The sequence below is a fragment of the Rossellomorea aquimaris genome (assembly GCF_020172085.1).
GTDB classification, from domain to species: Bacteria; Bacillota; Bacilli; order Bacillales; family Bacillaceae_B; genus Rossellomorea; species Rossellomorea aquimaris_E.
In genome coordinates, this window is sequence record NZ_JAIVAT010000008.1 from 332,182 (window position 1) to 348,611 (window position 16,430).

Below are 16,430 nucleotides of genomic sequence, written 5' to 3' on the forward strand. Positions count from 1 at the left end.
TTATGGTATGATGATTTAATTGTTTGCCTATTACATTAAAATTGCATTCATCTTAGAAAAGAGGTCATTATGGAAGAAACGGCATTATCCAAACAGCATTGGTTCCTGATCTTTACACTTACACTACTAACATTTGTTCTCGGGACAAGCGAATTTGTCATCGTCGGGATCTTAACGGAGATTTCTTCAAGTCTCCATATAACGAATGCAAAGGCAGGGACGCTTGTTTCAGCGTTTGCCATCACCTTTGCCATTGCCACACCCATTGTCATGTCTGCTACAAGCCATTTTCCTAAACGGAAATGGGTGTTGTTTTTGATAGGGGCATTCATTATTTTAAATGCGTTGTGTGTGATTTCGTCGAGCTATGTCATGCTTATGGCACTTCGAATGCTGACGGCGATTGTGACAGGAGTCTTGATTTCCCTTGCCATGACGATAGCCAGTGAAGCCATTCCCGTCACAAAACGTGGAGTGGCCATCTCATTCGTATTTGGCGGATTCACCCTTGCGAACGTAATCGGTGTTCCCATCGGCACGGTTATCGCCGGATGGTACAGCTGGCATGCTACATTCTTACTAACGACATTGCTTGGTGTTGTAGCCTTTATGGCATCTTTCATGAACCTGCCGAGTAAGCTCAGTCAATACCGCAGTTCCATGCGTGATCAATTCTCTTTATTGACCCACCCCCGGATCCTGATGGCGTTCTTCATTCCATCCCTTGGTTTCGGTGCGACCTATGCGGTATTTACGTATCTTGTTCCAATCCTTAATATGATGGAAGCTCCGGACAGCTCCATCAGCTTGATTCTGTTTGCCTACGGCTTCATCTCGATCTTCAGCAACATTCTTGCCGGAAAGATCGCCAGTCACAACGCCATCGGTCGGCTCAGATTCGTTTTCCTTGTACAGGCCTTTGTGCTGATTGCCCTGTACTTTACGACCGATCACTTTGTCATCGGTTTGATCAACATTGGCCTGATGTCCTTAATGGCCATACTGCTCACTACTTCAACCCAGCTTTATTTGATCGACCTTGCTGGTGTGTATCAGCCAAAAGCGACGGGACTCGCCGCTTCCTTGATGCCCGTAGCAAGCAACGTCGGTATCGCCATGGGATCGGCATTAGGCGGATTCGTCTACCATCAGGGACCACTGCTGAATGTGACACTTGTCGGCGGAGTGGTTGCGATTTGTGCAAGTTTGCTGACCTTCATGAGTTACCGGTTAGACCAGAAGCAGGGGACATTGGCATAAATAGCTGACTTCGTTAATAAGAAAGGGTTCTGATCAGAGGATCAGAACCCTTCTTTTCATTTATTGGCTTTTTTAAAACCATCATAGCTATTGATTACCGCGGACACCAATAGTGCAACCGATATTGTGAGGTACAGCCACTGGAAGTTGAAAGAATCGTTGAATAGTGTCTGTATCCTCTCCGGAAATTCAGGATTCAATAGATCCATATTCCTGAACATGAACATAAAGGCAGCCACAGGAATGAGCTGAAATCCTGCATTTACAATAGCCAGGCTCCAGGTCCAGACACCTTCTTTCCATTTTTTAAAAAGAAGGAGAAGTTCCATGGCAATCAGGAACACCACCAAAGGCCAGTATCCGATGAGCACATCCTGTTCAAAGATAGGAGTGAACCCTCCGTTGTCGCCTTTTTCATATAATCCGAGAATACTCGAAGCCTTAAAGTAACAGGTAGACCAAATAACCGTCCAAATCAACCCTCCGAAAATCTCCATCTTGGAAACTCGTTTTTCTTTTGGGATATATGGGATATCTTTTAAGTCATCAGGCGTCCATTCCTTGCCTTTGATTGTGATTGGAGCCTGACTGTCAGTAGAAACCGTTCGCTCGAGGACGATAAATGTAATGGTCAGCCAAAAGAAAACCTGCATTCCCGTACCAATGACCTCGACGACCCCATTTCCTGCTATGGAGAGGAAGATCCCAATGGGATTTGATTCCCCAGAATAGTCCAAAATGGAGGATACCGCTAACACAATGAACGTAATGGCTGCAGAAATAGGGAGGATGATCTTCAGGAGAGCAATATACAAATCATAATATCTCGGTCCGATCAGATACATCGGCCTGTCTTGATAGTTCGAGGCTAAAACAGCAGGATCTCCAAGAGAAGACAGAACCTCCTTCACATCATCCTCTGTATAATCCTCCGGTAGCATATCTTCAATCGAGGACCTTAATTCAAGGGCAATATCCTCCCGATTCTTCTCGGGCAGCCTTCTCATCACTTCTTGAATATACAGTTCAACAAGCTTCATCATTCCTCTTCCTCCTTTAATAATATCGCCAGTTCCCCGTGCATCTTTTCCCATTCCGCTCTTAACTGTGACAGGATCTCAGCACCGTATTCGCTCAATACATAATATCTCCTCGGCCTGCTTTCCGACCGGTCCCAGCTGCTTGTGACCAGTTCTTGCTTCTCCAATCTCCTCAGAAGCGGGTACAGTGTACTCTGTTCCATTGAAATACCACTTTTCTCTAGTAACTGGACGAGGGAATACCCATATTGTGGTGTCCGCAATTGACTTAATACGGCCAGAGTCAATGTCCCCCTCCGCAACTCCGTCGTCAACGATGTCAGCAGTGACTTATCCATATGTTCACCTCTTGTTATACTGTATGTTATACACTATACGCTTTATACTATGTATCATACACTATAGACGTGTATAAAAGAAAGATATGTTTGTTAATTTTTGGATTCTATCAGTTTTTAGATGATAATTCAGCTCATTTTGACCGTTAGCTGCATGAATAAGAAATATATGAGGGATCAAGGGGTTGTGATAAGCTCCATACAAGGTATGTTTCACATATCAGCTGTTGTATAAGTCAGTAACGGCATGGGATTGCGTCATTTACAGGAGGAATTGCGTCATTTTTTCATTATTTGCGTCGTTTTCGGCCTTAATTGCGCCAAAATTTTATTATTTGCGTATTTTTACATATATTGGTTATGAATTCATTCGGCTACCTTGTGGTGAGAAGAAATGTAGGTTCGAGACGACAAAGGGCGGTACTGAAAGCAGTACCGCCCATGATCAATCTTTATCTCTCGCCACCTGCGTATCACGGATGTTTTTCTGAATCGTAATAGCTGCGAATAGACTAAGAACGAATGACATTGCATAAAATCCTTTTTCACTTAAGATGATGCTTCCGGCATTATAAAGACCAATGGCCATCAAGGAAATCGCGACAATCACGGCGAACCAGCTGAGTCCGTAATAGATACCGGAAACAGGAACATCCTCTTCTTTATCCCTTACCGCTTTTTGCAGAGATACAGCTGCATACAGTCCGAATACCAATACTGCAAAGTAATATCCCTTCTCATTGAGCTCCATCCCTGCATTGAACAGTCCGATCAGATAAGCGGCAACACCTACCACCAAAGCCGCCCAGCTTGCTCCTTTAAAAGCGGCTGTCGGTTCACCTTCTTTTCTCTCCACCTTGATCTTTGGTTTCTTGTCATCGTTTTTCATTAATGGACTCTCATTATAATCGGACATTGACCGCTCCCCTTTACTATCATAAATTGCACTCTTCTATATGAGACATTATAACAATATTTTACAGAATATACTTACAATTATTGAAACTACTATAAATTTATTCCATATTTTAAGTATTTTTTCTGAGTATATTCCATTCAAGACTGAAGGAGGGAGGAAAGGGTGTAATGTATTGAACCTTTTCAAATATTTCCCTTACATCAAAACGTCTCGTTCCCTTGCACTTTTTGCTTAATACCATTAAAGTATATACTGGTTGGAATCCATCCTAGATGGGAATGGATAAACTAAGACATGTGTTACTTTTTAATTTTGGGAATGTGTATTTCCTTAAAGGAAAGGGTTTAAATAGATTATGAAAGATAATTTTTGGCATGAGTTACCTCGGCCGTTTTTTGTTCTGGCACCGATGGAAGCCGTGACCGATGTGGTTTTCCGTCATGTCGTCAGTGAAGCGGCGAGACCTGACGTGTTTTTTACAGAGTTTACGAATACAGAAAGCTATTGTCATCCGAAAGGAAAAGACAGCGTACGCGGGCGTCTGACGTTCACGGATGATGAACAGCCGATCGTCGCCCATATTTGGGGAGACAAGCCTGAATACTTCCGTCAAATGAGTATGGGCATGGCAGAAATGGGCTTCCGCGGAATCGATATCAATATGGGCTGTCCTGTGCACAATGTCGCGGCAAATGGGAAAGGCTCCGGCTTGATCCGTCGCCCGGATACGGCAGCAGAAATCATCCAGGCAGCGAAAGCAGGAGGACTTCCCGTCAGCGTGAAGACTCGCCTCGGTTATACCAAGGTGGAGGAATGGTACGACTGGCTGAAGCACCTGTTGGAGCAGGATATCGTCAACCTTTCGATCCATCTTCGGACGAAGAAGGAGATGAGCGACGTCGATGCTCACTGGGAACTGATTCCTGAAATCAAAAAGCTACGTGACGAAATCGCTCCTCATACACTTTTGACCATCAACGGAGACATTCCTGACCGTCAAAAAGGACTTGAACTCGCCGAGAAATACGGAGTGGACGGCATTATGATCGGACGTGGGATCTTCCACAACCCGTTCGCTTTCGAAAAAGAGAAGAAAGAGCATACAAGCCAGGAACTTCTTGATCTCCTGCGTCTGCAACTCGATCTCCATGATCAGTACTCCGAAGAACTTGAGCCGCGGCAGTTTAAACCGCTTCGCCGCTTCTTTAAGATCTACGTCCGCGGATTCCGTGGAGCAAGTGAGCTGCGAAATCGTTTGATGGAATCAGAATCCACGGATGAAGTTCGGGCTCTGCTTGATGAGTATGCGGATAGAGTGAAGGATGAGGAAGGGTTTTCTGTAACGAAGTAAAAGCTTATTTTGTATTATAAGACAAAGAGGAGAGCCAAGATGGCTCTCCTCTTTTTTTGTAAAAATGGATCTCACCCTTATCCCATGATTGAGATCTTACAGCTGGTTTATCTCTAACCCAAAACGTTCTTAAATTGTTCAATACTTCACAATCTTTTCGCCAAAAATGGTGCTATGATGGTTTTGTAAAGATGATTTGCTGAATTTTGGTATAAACATAGTGTAAAAGGCTTTTCAAATTCAAATTGATTACAAAAGGAGACATCACATTATGAAAGCAGTAGTCGTGAATCCAAATGCCAAATCAAACATTGAAGTGATTGAAAAGGAATTACGTCCGTTAAAATCCGGTGAAGCACTGGTAGATGTAGAGTATTGCGGTGTCTGTCATACGGATCTGCACGTTGCAGCCGGTAATTTCGGAAATGTCGAGGGTCGGATTTTAGGTCATGAAGGAATCGGTATTGTATCTCAAATTGCCGACGATGTGACAAGCTTAAAGATCGGTGACCGAGTCAGCATCGCCTGGATGTTTCATTCCTGCGGCCGTTGTGAATATTGTACAACAGGAAGAGAAACATTCTGTCGTAACGTCCAGAACGCGGGTTATAGTGTGGACGGAGGAAAGGCTGAACAATGTATCGTAGCGGCCGACTATGCCGTCAAAGTACCTGAAGGATTGAATCCTGCACAGGCCAGTAGTATTACATGCGCAGGCGTCACTACGTACAAAGCCATCAAAGTGGCGGATATTAAAGCTGGTCAATGGATTGTCATCTATGGGTGCGGTGGACTTGGGAACCTTGCTATCCAATACGCCAAACACGTGTTCAACGCAAAGGTCATTGCTGTCGATATCAATGACGATAAATTAACTCTTGCCAAAGAGATCGGGGCAGATATGACCATTAACCCGATCACCCAAGGGGATGCTGATCAACTTATCCAAGAACAAATCGGTGGAGCTCATGCCGCAGTCGTAACAGCCGTGTCTAAAGCTGCTTTCAATTCTGCCGTCAATGCAGTCCGCACATGCGGGAAAGTCGTGGCCGTCGGATTGCCATCTGAAACCATGGACCTGAATATTCCACGACTGGTACTGGACGGAATTGAAGTTGTCGGATCTTTGGTGGGAACACGTAGAGACCTTGAAGAGGCGTTCCAATTCGGGGCAGAAGGCAAAGTCGTGCCTATCGTTAAAACCCGCTGCTTACACGAAGTACAGGATGTGTTTGAAGAGATGGAAAAAGGGAAAATCCAAGGTCGGATGGTTATTGATTTTAAACAACATTCATATAGATAATAGATTTGAAATGGCGGGATCACCGGTGACAATGGGTGATTCCGCTTTTGTTAAGGGGTTGGTTAGGATTATTGATTCTTAATCGCCTCAGCAAGCCCGTGCAAAGAATCATACTGTTTAATTATATAATTGCGGCCATCCTTATGCAGGTACCCTTTCTTACAAAATTGCGTCAAAACATGCAATAAATGGCGGTAAGATACGCCTAAATAATCACAAACAATGACGTGCTTTTCTCTATAAACCCCATTATCAGCGGTTTGTAAAATAAAATCTGCAAACCTATTTTCCAAGGGGAATGCAAGACTTTGTGAATACTTGGCTGCCATTAGCGTTGCCTTCATGCTCAAAAACTTGGTTAATTCACGCAGGAATTTTGCATCTTCAAGTAATTTGGTACGACAATGATAATAAGGAATCGCAAAACAGACCGTTTTGGTCGATGCTTGAATCCCTTTTGTATAATACACATCATGAAGTAATTCCATTTCTCCAATATAATCATGTGCATTGATAAAATTGATAAGTGACACTTTTCCGTTCTGATGGGTGACGTATATTTTGGCTTTTCCCTCTGTTACATAAAATAAAAAGTCAGGTCTCTTCCCCTCTTGAATAATCCATTCACCACGGTCATATTCCCTAACTTCCATAAACTCTTCAACGTTGAAAGAAAATTTACTCGCTATAGAGTGCTTTTCTACATACAGCCGCTTTTTCTCACCTTTATAAAATTCCATCTTCCACCTCAAAATATGAGATATCTCATATAATCGTATCTATTCCCATGATATCATGCTAATGATTAGGAGGATACAAATGAATACACAACGATGGATGAGTACACATTTCTTCAGCTTTTTTATGACATGGGGGATTTTTCTACCTTATTGGGCCGGCTGGATGATTTACACAAAAGGTATTTCGGTATCAGAAGCTAGTTTGATTATGAGTCTTGGCTTGATTGCGAGGGGACTTTCCACATTATTCGCTTTTCCCTATTTGTTAGAGAGGATTAGTAATAAAACACTCTTGAACATAGCAGGTATCGGGGCACTTATCACCATTTTATGTTATGTTCCGGCACATTCTTTTACTGGCTTACTAATGGTAACAATCGCTTTAAACATTTTTTATCCCATTTTAATGCCCGCTTTAGATAGTGTTGCCGGTATTCTTGTGCAAAGTAAACAGTTGAAGCATTACGGTAAAAGTCGTCAATGGGGGTCCATTGGGTTTGTTTCAGTTGGCATCATGCTGACCGTTTTTACAGGCATGTTCGGAGATGATGTTATCTTCTGGGCGCTATTACTTGGAGTTAGTTGTTTTGTGGGGCTAAGCTTTTTGAAGGCTCCTGAGATTTTATCGAAAAAGCCACAAGCTGGCCAAACCAAAAAGATAAAGGTACTAGATCTACTGCAAATCAAACACTTCATGCTCGTTCTATTGATCGTTATCCTGCTTCAAGCAGCCCATGCTACTTATTACAATTACGGCTATATCTTTCTACAAGAGATCGATGCACCTGTTTATCTTATTGGGGTCATTATTAACATTGCTGTCATCGCAGAAATTATTTTCTTTTCCATTGCAGATAAACGATTACATCACCTTTCACCAGGAACCTTATTAGCATTAGCCGCGGCTGGATCTTCCTTGCGCTGGATATTAGTATTTGCTTTTCCAAATGTCATGGTTTTCTCTATCGCACAAACACTACATGCCTTTTCGTTTGCGATGGGTCACTATGCCTTTATGAAATACTTAACCACTAACATTCCGCATATACAAATACCCAAAGCTCAAGGGATGTACTCAGCATTTGCCCTTAGCTGGAGCACTGCGGTTTTCACCATTTTCGGAGGCTACCTATATGAAATTGAGCCTCGCTATGCCTTCATTGGAATGCTGGCCTGTAGTTTACCAGCGATGTTGATTGCGCTTGTATATCGAAGGGTAGAGGTTGAGAAGAATGTTTTAGTATCTGCTTAAATTTCTAGTAATTTAATTGTTCAACATAATAAAAAATGATGAGACTTATCAATTTTGATAAGTCTCATCTGCTTTAAAATTTGTAACCGAGTAAATCTATTTCTTTTTGAAAGAATTGTTTAATAATCCTAGTTTGGTTCTCATTATATTGTGTACGATAACTTTGTCGATTTTTCCTAAAATCACCTTTTGCCTTTGGTAGCCAACCATCGAAAGGAAGACCTATATGATCACAAATAGATTTCAAATCACTTTCTAAACTTTCATATTTCCCCAGATAATCAACAGCCGGTTGATGATTCAATGTATAGATGGGGAAATTATAAGCACCTTTATATTTCTCTTGTTCTAAATATTTTTCAAAACTTTGTTTTTCTGAATTTCCACTATAATAATATAAAGAAATCACTTTGTCCCAAGGATTTCTATCGAAACAAAATTTATAATACGTGCTCCATATATCGTCTCCTATTAAAGACTTTATTTTATTTGCAGGAATGTGGTTATAGAATTTTGTTGAGCCAATATTGTAATTTTGAGGATATTTACCAAGTTTAGCTCTAATTTTTTCATCATCCGGTGATATAGGAGTGATAATATCGCTATCACCACAATACCTGGATAAGGAAATCTCGACACTTGTCCCCGCCGTTTTTTTGGTTTTCAAAAAAATAAATTTATATTTATGAGAAATAATCATTACTCCATTCCCCTTACTCTTAATCATACTTTTTTTATATCTTATTTAATTTATTTTCTTATGGAACGGCCTTTTCCTTATTCTAACTGTTAAAAGTTGTTATACAGCTTCTTTTAAGTGCTGAGAAAGTCCTTTCTAGTCTAATTTCTATCTTTGAAAAAATTTTCGCCCTTAACTAATCAGTACGGCATTAAAAATGGAGTAAAAGATAAGTTCTTGGAAGTAGAATCCAAAAAAAATTGTGTAATAAAAAAACGGCAGATTGTTCTGCCGTTTAGATTTACAATGATTTTTATAAATCCGCATCTTGTAATGGTTTCGCCCTCACTTATGGTACGGTTCCCCCCGATTAATCCGAAACGCCCGGTAAATCTGCTCCACCAATATCAGTCTCATCAGCTGATGGGGAAAGGTCATCTTTGAAAATGAAAGAGTCTCATTCGACCGCTTGATCACATCATCACTCAGCCCCAATGACCCGCCAATCACAAATGCTACTTTGCTTTTCCCATACGTGGCAAGCTTGTCCAGGTTATCGGCTAACTCTTCTGAAGAGCGCATTTTCCCTTGGATGGCCAGTGCGATGACATGGTGATCCGGTGATATCTTTGAAAGGATCCTTTCTCCTTCCTTATTCTTGACCTGTTCCATTTCAGAATCACTCAGTACTTCAGGGGCTTTTTCGTCTGCCAGCTCCACAATGTCGATCTTTGCATACGCCCCTAGACGCTTCACATATTCGCCAATTCCCTGTTTTAAGTATTTCTCTTTCAACTTTCCAACCGTTACAATGGTGATATTCACACATCCACACTCACTTTACAAACAATTTACAAACACATTATCCACAGAAACTATCCACATATCCACAGATCACTTCCGCATATAGTATGGGAATATTAGTTCGCCACTATATATATTGCGTTATTCTCACAATATTCACAGGTTGTGGATAACTTTTTTTCTTCAGATAGTTCTTCCAGCTGTGGTGCTACTTCATGCTCATCGACGACAATATCCATGGCTAATTCCACGTGCTCTAAGCAGCAAAAAATCATGTCGTTTCCTCCTCATCCTTCTTTAAAATTCCTGTTCATATACTTATCCACAAACATCATATCATGTAAAGAAAAAGCAGGAAAGGGCACATGCCTTCCTGCTTTTCGTTTTATCCACAACCTATAATCGCGATTCGTCCGTTAATTTCATCGTGACTTCTTTCTTCTTACCATCACGATAGAAGGTGACTTTCATTTGATCGTTCACTTCTTTTTTCGTATAAAGATGCTTCCTGAGATCGATCACATTTTGAATCTTCTCGCCATCAAGCTCTGTGATGACATCAAGTTCTTGAAGTCCGGCCTGTGCAGCAGGTGAATTAGGAACGGTTTGTCTGATCATCACACCATAATTAATGTCTTTCGGCAGCTTTAATGTTTCCTGCTGATGATAAGCAGAAATCTGGTTAACGTCTTCAAGGGTCACACCCATTGCCGGACGCTTGACCTCTCCGTACTTCTCTAAATCCTCAATGATTGGCCGGGCAGAATTAATGGGAATGGCAAGTCCAATGCCTTCAACGGCTTCTTGGGCAATTTTCATGGAGTTGATGCCGACCAGCTGTCCGGATATATTGATGAGTGCTCCGCCACTGTTACCCGGGTTGATCGCTGCATCAGTTTGCAGTACTTCCGCATTCCAATCTTCCATCCCATCCTGATTAATGTCTACCGGGATCGTTCTTTCCACACCGGATACGACTCCTTGTGTCACAGAACCTGAGAATTGTAGTCCCAACGGGTTACCGATGGCAATGACAGGTTCTCCCGCTTTCAGCTCGTCCGAATTTCCAAACTCGGCAATGTCGTCATTCTTGATCTTGCTTCCATCGATTTCGATGACGGCAAGGTCGGTCCAAACATCGGTACCGCGAAGCTTCGCCGGGACCTTTGTGCCGTCAGCCAAAGTGACCTCAAGCTGGTCAGCCCCTTCAACCACGTGATTGTTCGTTACGATATACACCGTATTTCCTTCTTTTTTATACATGACCCCGGAACCTGTTCCCGCCTGTTGGTCCTGGGTTTGTCCGCCACCCTGACCCCAGAAGCTTTGGGACTGGATGTTCGTGATGCCGACTACGGAGTCTCCCGTCTTCTCAACTGCTTTCGTCACATCCGTCGTCACGTTGACAGACACATTCTTTGTAGCTCCATTATGGTAATTCTGGTCCGTCTCTTTCAGATCCTGATCCGGTTGGACCGAATAAGGTAATATATCAAAGTTCGTCAGCTGAGGAATGGCCACGACCACGAGAATCGCTCCCAGGATGACCCCAAATAGCCCCGCAAGAAACATCCCGCCCCGATTTCCCTTTTGTCTGCCAGTCCTGCCTTCCGAGTTATGATTGCCGTCATAATATCCCACGTTTCATCATCCTTTCTACCAGCTATTCCTTTTGTTATTTTATCTTTCCAAGCCCGATTATAGTCAGATTAAATTAAAAAATGATGAAAAAAAGGTAAGAATTTCATCATGATACCAAAAGCGCAGGTGGCTTGACCAGAGGCGACATGCATATGGCGCGAACACCGGAAAGGCGCTCTTTGCCTTTTTGGTGTTCGTGACTTATGACCTCGAGCCTCTAGCCGCCGGAGCTGGATGATTACCGATTGGGTATATATCTTCTTTATGTAAAACACAAAAAGGTGAGGACAGAGGTCCTCACCTTTTACATACCATCAAAAGAGAATTCATAAACATTTAAACCGGTTTAAATCGCAACTAAAGGCGTTGGTACTTTAGGATCCGTATCAAATAGATCAATTTGTTCTCCTACCATTATTCCCTTTGATTCAAGTGTCTGAGTAACACTCATCCTTGCCAGGTCCTTCATGTTGTTATCGAGGCTTAAATGGGCTAGATAAATGCCTTTTGTATTTTCTCCCATCACTTCACTCATGGCAATGGCAGCATCCTCATTGGATACATGACCATAGTCACTGAGGATCCGCCGCTTGATATTCCATGGGTAACGGCACATGCGAAGCATTCCCACATCATGGTTACTTTCGAATACGTAAGCATCGGCATTTGAGATGATCCCTTTCATCCGATCGCTTACATATCCCGTATCGGTGACAAGAACAAGCTTCTTATCTCCATGGTGGAATATATAAAACATCGGTTCAGCGGCGTCATGTGATACACCGAAGGACTCAATGCTCAGTCCTCCAAAGTGCTTGGACGTTTCCATATCAAAGGAGAACTTCTGCTCCGTATCGATTTTCCCCACTAAACCATCCATGGCATTCCAGGTCTTATCATTCGCATAGATCGGAAGCTTGTACTTTCTTGCCAACACACCGATCCCTTTAATATGGTCACTATGCTCATGCGTGACGAGAATCCCTGACAGATCTTCTATCTTCCTGTCGATCTGACTGAACAAACCTTCCATCTGCTTGCCGCTTAAGCCGGCATCGACAAGGAAGGAATGCTCCTCTGACTCGACAAATATTGCATTTCCTGTACTGCCGCTGGCAAGCACACTAAAATGCATCGTCATAACGCTCACTCCTATGTTTCTTTTTCTGGATTGGTGATTTCTACGATCTGTGCCTCAACGGCATTGATGAACAAATCTTCTTTCTTACCATCTTTTTCGACGACGAAGTGCCAGGTAGGAGCCAAAAATTGATAATCATCCGATAAAAACGTTGAATAACCAAGGCTTGGAACACCGACGATTTCACTTCCATTGTCAATTTCATTGTTGTCCACTAAGAACCTAAGAGCGTCAAAGGGGGCAACCAATTGTTTCTTTCCTGTCGTTTCTTTCAAGTTATCCAACAATGTTTGTTTATAAGATACAATTTCCCTATTTGTATTTAAATAGAAGATTAGCTTTCCACTTGTGTTATTAAAAATCTTCCGGTCTTTATACGTTTGAAAATAGACCAGGGTCTGATCTTCTTTACTATACTTCCAGAAGCTGTACTGTTCTCCACTGACAATATGATCTTTAAGAAACTCCTTTAATTCATCCGGGGAAAAGTTCTCACTGATGGGAACAGGCTCATTTAAAGTTGAATTTATTGTATTGTCATTCACAGCATTCACTTCTTGATCCTTTAATTTCTCCAGATCTTTTTGAGTGAATTTTTTTGTATTTGCACTGATGAGCGCATCTTTGACCGGCTCTTTTGACAGCTTTGGAGGATACTGTATATTAGCAGCTTTTAACGTTTCTTCAAAGGTTGTCTGTTCTAATGTATCGGGGTTGCTCGACCGGATTTTATTCATGAATATGGTCAGGAGAAAAATATCCAAAACCAGAAAGACGATTATAAAAATGCTCTTTGTTTTACTCCAATCCATTGGTTAGAACCCCTCCAATTCTTCCAGTGGGACCCTAATCCAGTTTCCACTCAGCTTGTAATACCAGGAAGGTTCAAATATTAAGAACTTCTTATTGGATTCATTGGTATCCCTGATCATCTTATATCCAACGACAATGTCCTCGACATCTTCGAGTTTTTTAGAGCCTTCCTTCTTCAATGCATAAAGCACAGAAGCACCTGAAGGCAGACGAACATCTCTGATTGCATTTTTCGATACCATATCCAGTGTAAAATACGGCCTTTCATATTTACTGATGGAATTATTTCCCCACTCTTGAATAACCTCTGCCATTTGATTTTCGTTAAAGACCGGATGGTTTTCCATAAACAGCCTGTAAACGATCTTGTTTTCTACAGAACTGCTGGAAAAGAAATGATAATCATCCGTCCAACCACCGTGATCATTGACAAATTCCATGCTTTTTTGGAGTAAAGAAGCAGAAGGTATGGAGGAATCACTATCGACAGATAAATTGATATACGATAGCGTGCTGTATTCTTCATCCGTCTTCATGAAACTTGGTACATTGATAAAGGTATTCTTGTCTACTTCAACGTTATTTGGATCACTGAACAATGCTTTCTTAAAATCATCCAATGATAGTCTATCAGCATAGAATCGATAGCTTTTATACTCTTTTGGTGATCTGGGAAGAAAGATATTTTTCTTAGAGTTCAGAGGCTGCTCAATATATTCATCATAAGATGCTACCTGTTTCAAGAATGTTTTCTCGAATTCTTGAATACTTTCCACATTTACACGGCATTCATAAAAGTACTTCTTCCCAGAATCAAGGGATGCAAAATAAATCGTCCCTGCATCAGAGTTGACCGTGTTTAAATCGATTACGATGCGGTCGAATGAGGTAGTGGGAATGTTTTTTTCTTCAAAATGGATGACACGATTATAGATAGAAAAGGGCACATTGTCAGGAAACACTATTTCAACTTTCTTTTCTCCGTGAATCATGGACTTAATTTCATCTTTGGAATATTGATTTGAATAATCTTTTAAATCAAACAGCGTCCAGGAACTCAATCCCTTTATGACAGTGTCCATTTCTTCTCCATCCAGCGTCCCGACCGTTTTAGTACCTGAATGATAAAAAAGTTGATACGGCTTGATCAATACCTTTGATAGATCAGGCTCATCAATTTTTTCCCCCACTGAAACATCAAAGGTTTCACTGCTATTAATCGTGTCATATCCGGGTTGATACGTCCAAAGGTTAAAGGTTAGAAAAATACTGATACAAACAAGTAAGGTTAATATTATCGATTTTATTTTTTCGTATTTCATGACCAATCATCCTCTTGTCCGATATCATATGGGAGTGTAAAGACGATCGTGGTGCCTTTTCCTTCCTTACTTGTCGCCCATACATCCCCACCGTGTGCTGAAATCATTTCTTTCGCAATGGCAAGACCGAGACCGGTACCACCCATCTGTCTCGTTCTCGCTTTGTCGACACGGTAGAAACGTTCAAAGATTTTTTCAAGATTTTCCTTCGGTATCCCCAACCCTTGATCCGATACGCTGATCTCAATGTAACCATCTTTTTCTTTCACTTTAAACGTAATGGTTCCACCTTCTGGGGAATATTTCAATGCGTTGGAAATGATATTATCTAGCACCTGAGTGATTTTATCCTGATCTACTTCTACAAACAACGCCTTGTCCGGCAAAAAGCGTTGGAAGGTCACATTCATATTTTTCGTCATCTCAAAACGATCTATGATTTTATGGAAAAAGAGAATAAAGTCGATCCAATCTTTATTAAATCGATAGTCTTTGCTATCCATTTTGGATAGCTGCAGAAGATCATTGACCAATCTGATCATTCTCTCGGTTTCATTTTGAGTGACGTCTAAGAATTGAGGGGCAATGTCTTCATCCTGCCACGCACCTTCTGCAAGGGCCTCCAAATAACTTCTCATGGTCGTCAGAGGCGTTCTAAGCTCATGGGAGACATTGGCCACGAACTCCCTTCGCTCCAAATCGATTTTCTCTTGCTCCGTAATATCATGCAAAACGGCGATCAGACCGTTCACAAACCCGGTCTCTTTTTGAATGATAGAGAAATTAGCCCTCAGGATATACGGCTTATCCTTTGTGCTGTAATCTAAAATAATGGATTCCTGCTCGTTGGATAAGTCTTCGAACGTATACTCCTCATCCAATCCCAACAGTGAAATAATAGGTTGAGAAACGACTGTTTCACGTGAAACATTCAGCATGCTTGCTGCAGGATCATTGATGAGAATGACCCTTCCTTTTCGATCGGTGGCGATGACACCATCGGTCATATAGGATAGGACGGATGAAAGCTTCCGGCGCTCGCCTTCTGTCGTTGCCTGCGCTTCCTGAAGTCGCTTAGTCAGATTGTTAAACGTAATGGCCAACTGACCAATTTCATCATACCCATACACTTTAACTTTTCGGGAGAAATTCCCTTTCGCCATGGCTAATGCCTGTTTTCGCATATCTGATATCGGCCTGGTGACGGTTTGAGCGAGTAAAACACCAAGGATAGCGGTAATGACCAGTGCAATGATCGTCCCGTTGGTGAAGATTTTATTAATATCGTTCATTTGGTCATAGACCCTCTCGATTTCCCCAACGATATAAATGGCACCAATGACTTCATTATTTGATTCAATTGGTTTTGCATGGACCCAAATGCGGTCATGTGTTTGATTATCAACATACGTGTTTTTAGAAGATACCCCCAATGCAAGTACCCTTTTTACATCTTTATCAGACGTCACTCTGTTGACAAGCTTCTGATTATTTGGATCCGAAGTCCCGATGATCCGCTTTCGATTATCAATGACCCGGATTTCTGCAATATCTGAGTTCTTACTGCTGTCTTCTAATATTCTTCTAATGTCTTCTTCCTGCGTAGGGTCATCTTCTCCACGCTCTTTTACCATTTCTTCCTTGATTGTGTACTCTAATAACTCCACTCGATTGGTAATGGAAGATTGGAAGTTTTCAACCAACTTCTGCTCAAGCTCCCTCACAAAATAAACCCCGATGATTTGCATGGCAAGGAGAATGAGCAGAACATAGATCAGAACAAATTTCAAATGGATCGAACGGGTTAAGCCAACTTTCTTCATTACA

Annotated in this window: 16 protein-coding genes; 4 read left to right on the forward strand and 12 right to left on the reverse strand. The window is 41.7% G+C overall.

What is annotated here, in order from left to right; genetic code table 11:
- Positions 1 to 69: 69 nt before the first annotated feature.
- The gene (locus tag LCL96_RS19340) at positions 70 to 1,260 is read left to right on the forward strand and encodes an MFS transporter (RefSeq protein ID WP_224944349.1); all 1,191 of its coding nucleotides are present in this window, start codon (positions 70 to 72) and stop codon (positions 1,258 to 1,260) included.
- Positions 1,261 to 1,316: 56 nt separating this feature from the next.
- On the opposite strand, the gene LCL96_RS19345 is transcribed toward LCL96_RS19340, so the two are convergent.
- From LCL96_RS19345 to yiaA, 3 genes are all read right to left on the reverse strand, one after another.
- Complete coding sequence (locus tag LCL96_RS19345) at positions 1,317 to 2,303, reverse strand: HAAS signaling domain-containing protein (RefSeq protein ID WP_224944351.1); 987 nt, start codon at positions 2,301 to 2,303, stop codon at positions 1,317 to 1,319.
- Complete coding sequence (locus LCL96_RS19350) at positions 2,300 to 2,638, reverse strand: PadR family transcriptional regulator (protein WP_224944352.1); 339 nt, start codon at positions 2,636 to 2,638, stop codon at positions 2,300 to 2,302. Before LCL96_RS19350 ends, LCL96_RS19345 begins: the two co-directional genes overlap by 4 nt.
- A 445-nt stretch (positions 2,639 to 3,083) precedes the next feature.
- Positions 3,084 to 3,554 (reverse strand): inner membrane protein YiaA, encoded by a 471-nt coding sequence (yiaA, locus tag LCL96_RS19355; protein ID WP_224944353.1) that lies wholly within the window; start codon positions 3,552 to 3,554, stop codon positions 3,084 to 3,086.
- Between the two features lie 358 nt (positions 3,555 to 3,912).
- Between yiaA and LCL96_RS19360 the strand changes: the two genes are divergently transcribed.
- Positions 3,913 to 4,908: a tRNA dihydrouridine synthase gene (locus tag LCL96_RS19360; protein ID WP_224944355.1), complete on the forward strand. Its 996-nt coding sequence runs from the start codon at positions 3,913 to 3,915 to the stop codon at positions 4,906 to 4,908.
- A gap of 271 nt (positions 4,909 to 5,179) precedes the next feature.
- Positions 5,180 to 6,211: an alcohol dehydrogenase AdhP gene (gene adhP, locus LCL96_RS19365; protein WP_224944357.1), complete on the forward strand. Its 1,032-nt coding sequence runs from the start codon at positions 5,180 to 5,182 to the stop codon at positions 6,209 to 6,211.
- A 68-nt stretch (positions 6,212 to 6,279) separates the two neighbouring features.
- Here adhP and yeiL read toward each other — a convergent pair whose 3' ends face one another.
- Entirely contained in the window at positions 6,280 to 6,951 is a 672-nt protein-coding gene (gene yeiL, locus LCL96_RS19370; protein ID WP_224944360.1) for a transcriptional regulator YeiL, read from the reverse strand.
- A gap of 79 nt (positions 6,952 to 7,030) precedes the next feature.
- Here yeiL and LCL96_RS19375 point away from each other — a divergent pair, with 79 nt between their 5' ends.
- Positions 7,031 to 8,203: an MFS transporter gene (locus LCL96_RS19375; RefSeq protein ID WP_224944362.1), complete on the forward strand. Its 1,173-nt coding sequence runs from the start codon at positions 7,031 to 7,033 to the stop codon at positions 8,201 to 8,203.
- Positions 8,204 to 8,276: 73 nt separating this feature from the next.
- On the opposite strand, the gene LCL96_RS19380 is transcribed toward LCL96_RS19375, so the two are convergent.
- The 8 genes from LCL96_RS19380 to walK form a co-directional block, all read right to left on the reverse strand.
- Positions 8,277 to 8,903: a sulfotransferase family 2 domain-containing protein gene (locus LCL96_RS19380; RefSeq protein WP_224944371.1), complete on the reverse strand. Its 627-nt coding sequence runs from the start codon at positions 8,901 to 8,903 to the stop codon at positions 8,277 to 8,279.
- A 324-nt stretch (positions 8,904 to 9,227) separates the two neighbouring features.
- A complete protein-coding gene (gene rlmH, locus LCL96_RS19385) occupies positions 9,228 to 9,707 on the reverse strand; it encodes a 23S rRNA (pseudouridine(1915)-N(3))-methyltransferase RlmH (protein WP_224944373.1) in 480 nt (159 codons plus the stop codon).
- Positions 9,708 to 9,802: 95 nt separating this feature from the next.
- A complete protein-coding gene (locus tag LCL96_RS19390; RefSeq protein WP_224944375.1) occupies positions 9,803 to 9,961 on the reverse strand; it encodes a CxxH/CxxC protein in 159 nt (52 codons plus the stop codon).
- 121 nt (positions 9,962 to 10,082) lie between these two features.
- A complete protein-coding gene (locus LCL96_RS19395) occupies positions 10,083 to 11,327 on the reverse strand; it encodes a S1C family serine protease (RefSeq protein ID WP_224944378.1) in 1,245 nt (414 codons plus the stop codon).
- A gap of 346 nt (positions 11,328 to 11,673) precedes the next feature.
- Entirely contained in the window at positions 11,674 to 12,468 is a 795-nt protein-coding gene (locus LCL96_RS19400; RefSeq protein WP_224944381.1) for an MBL fold metallo-hydrolase, read from the reverse strand.
- Between the two features lie 11 nt (positions 12,469 to 12,479).
- Positions 12,480 to 13,280 (reverse strand): two-component system regulatory protein YycI, encoded by an 801-nt coding sequence (locus LCL96_RS19405; protein ID WP_224944384.1) that lies wholly within the window; start codon positions 13,278 to 13,280, stop codon positions 12,480 to 12,482.
- Positions 13,281 to 13,283: 3 nt separating this feature from the next.
- Positions 13,284 to 14,603, reverse strand: coding sequence for a YycH family regulatory protein (locus LCL96_RS19410; RefSeq protein ID WP_224944388.1), 1,320 nt, complete (start codon positions 14,601 to 14,603; stop codon positions 13,284 to 13,286).
- Positions 14,600 to 16,426, reverse strand: a complete 1,827-nt coding sequence (walK, locus tag LCL96_RS19415) for a cell wall metabolism sensor histidine kinase WalK (RefSeq protein ID WP_224944391.1) — start codon at positions 16,424 to 16,426, stop codon at positions 14,600 to 14,602. The genes LCL96_RS19410 and walK overlap by 4 nt, the downstream gene beginning before the upstream one ends.
- Between the last annotated feature and the right edge of the window lie 4 nt (positions 16,427 to 16,430).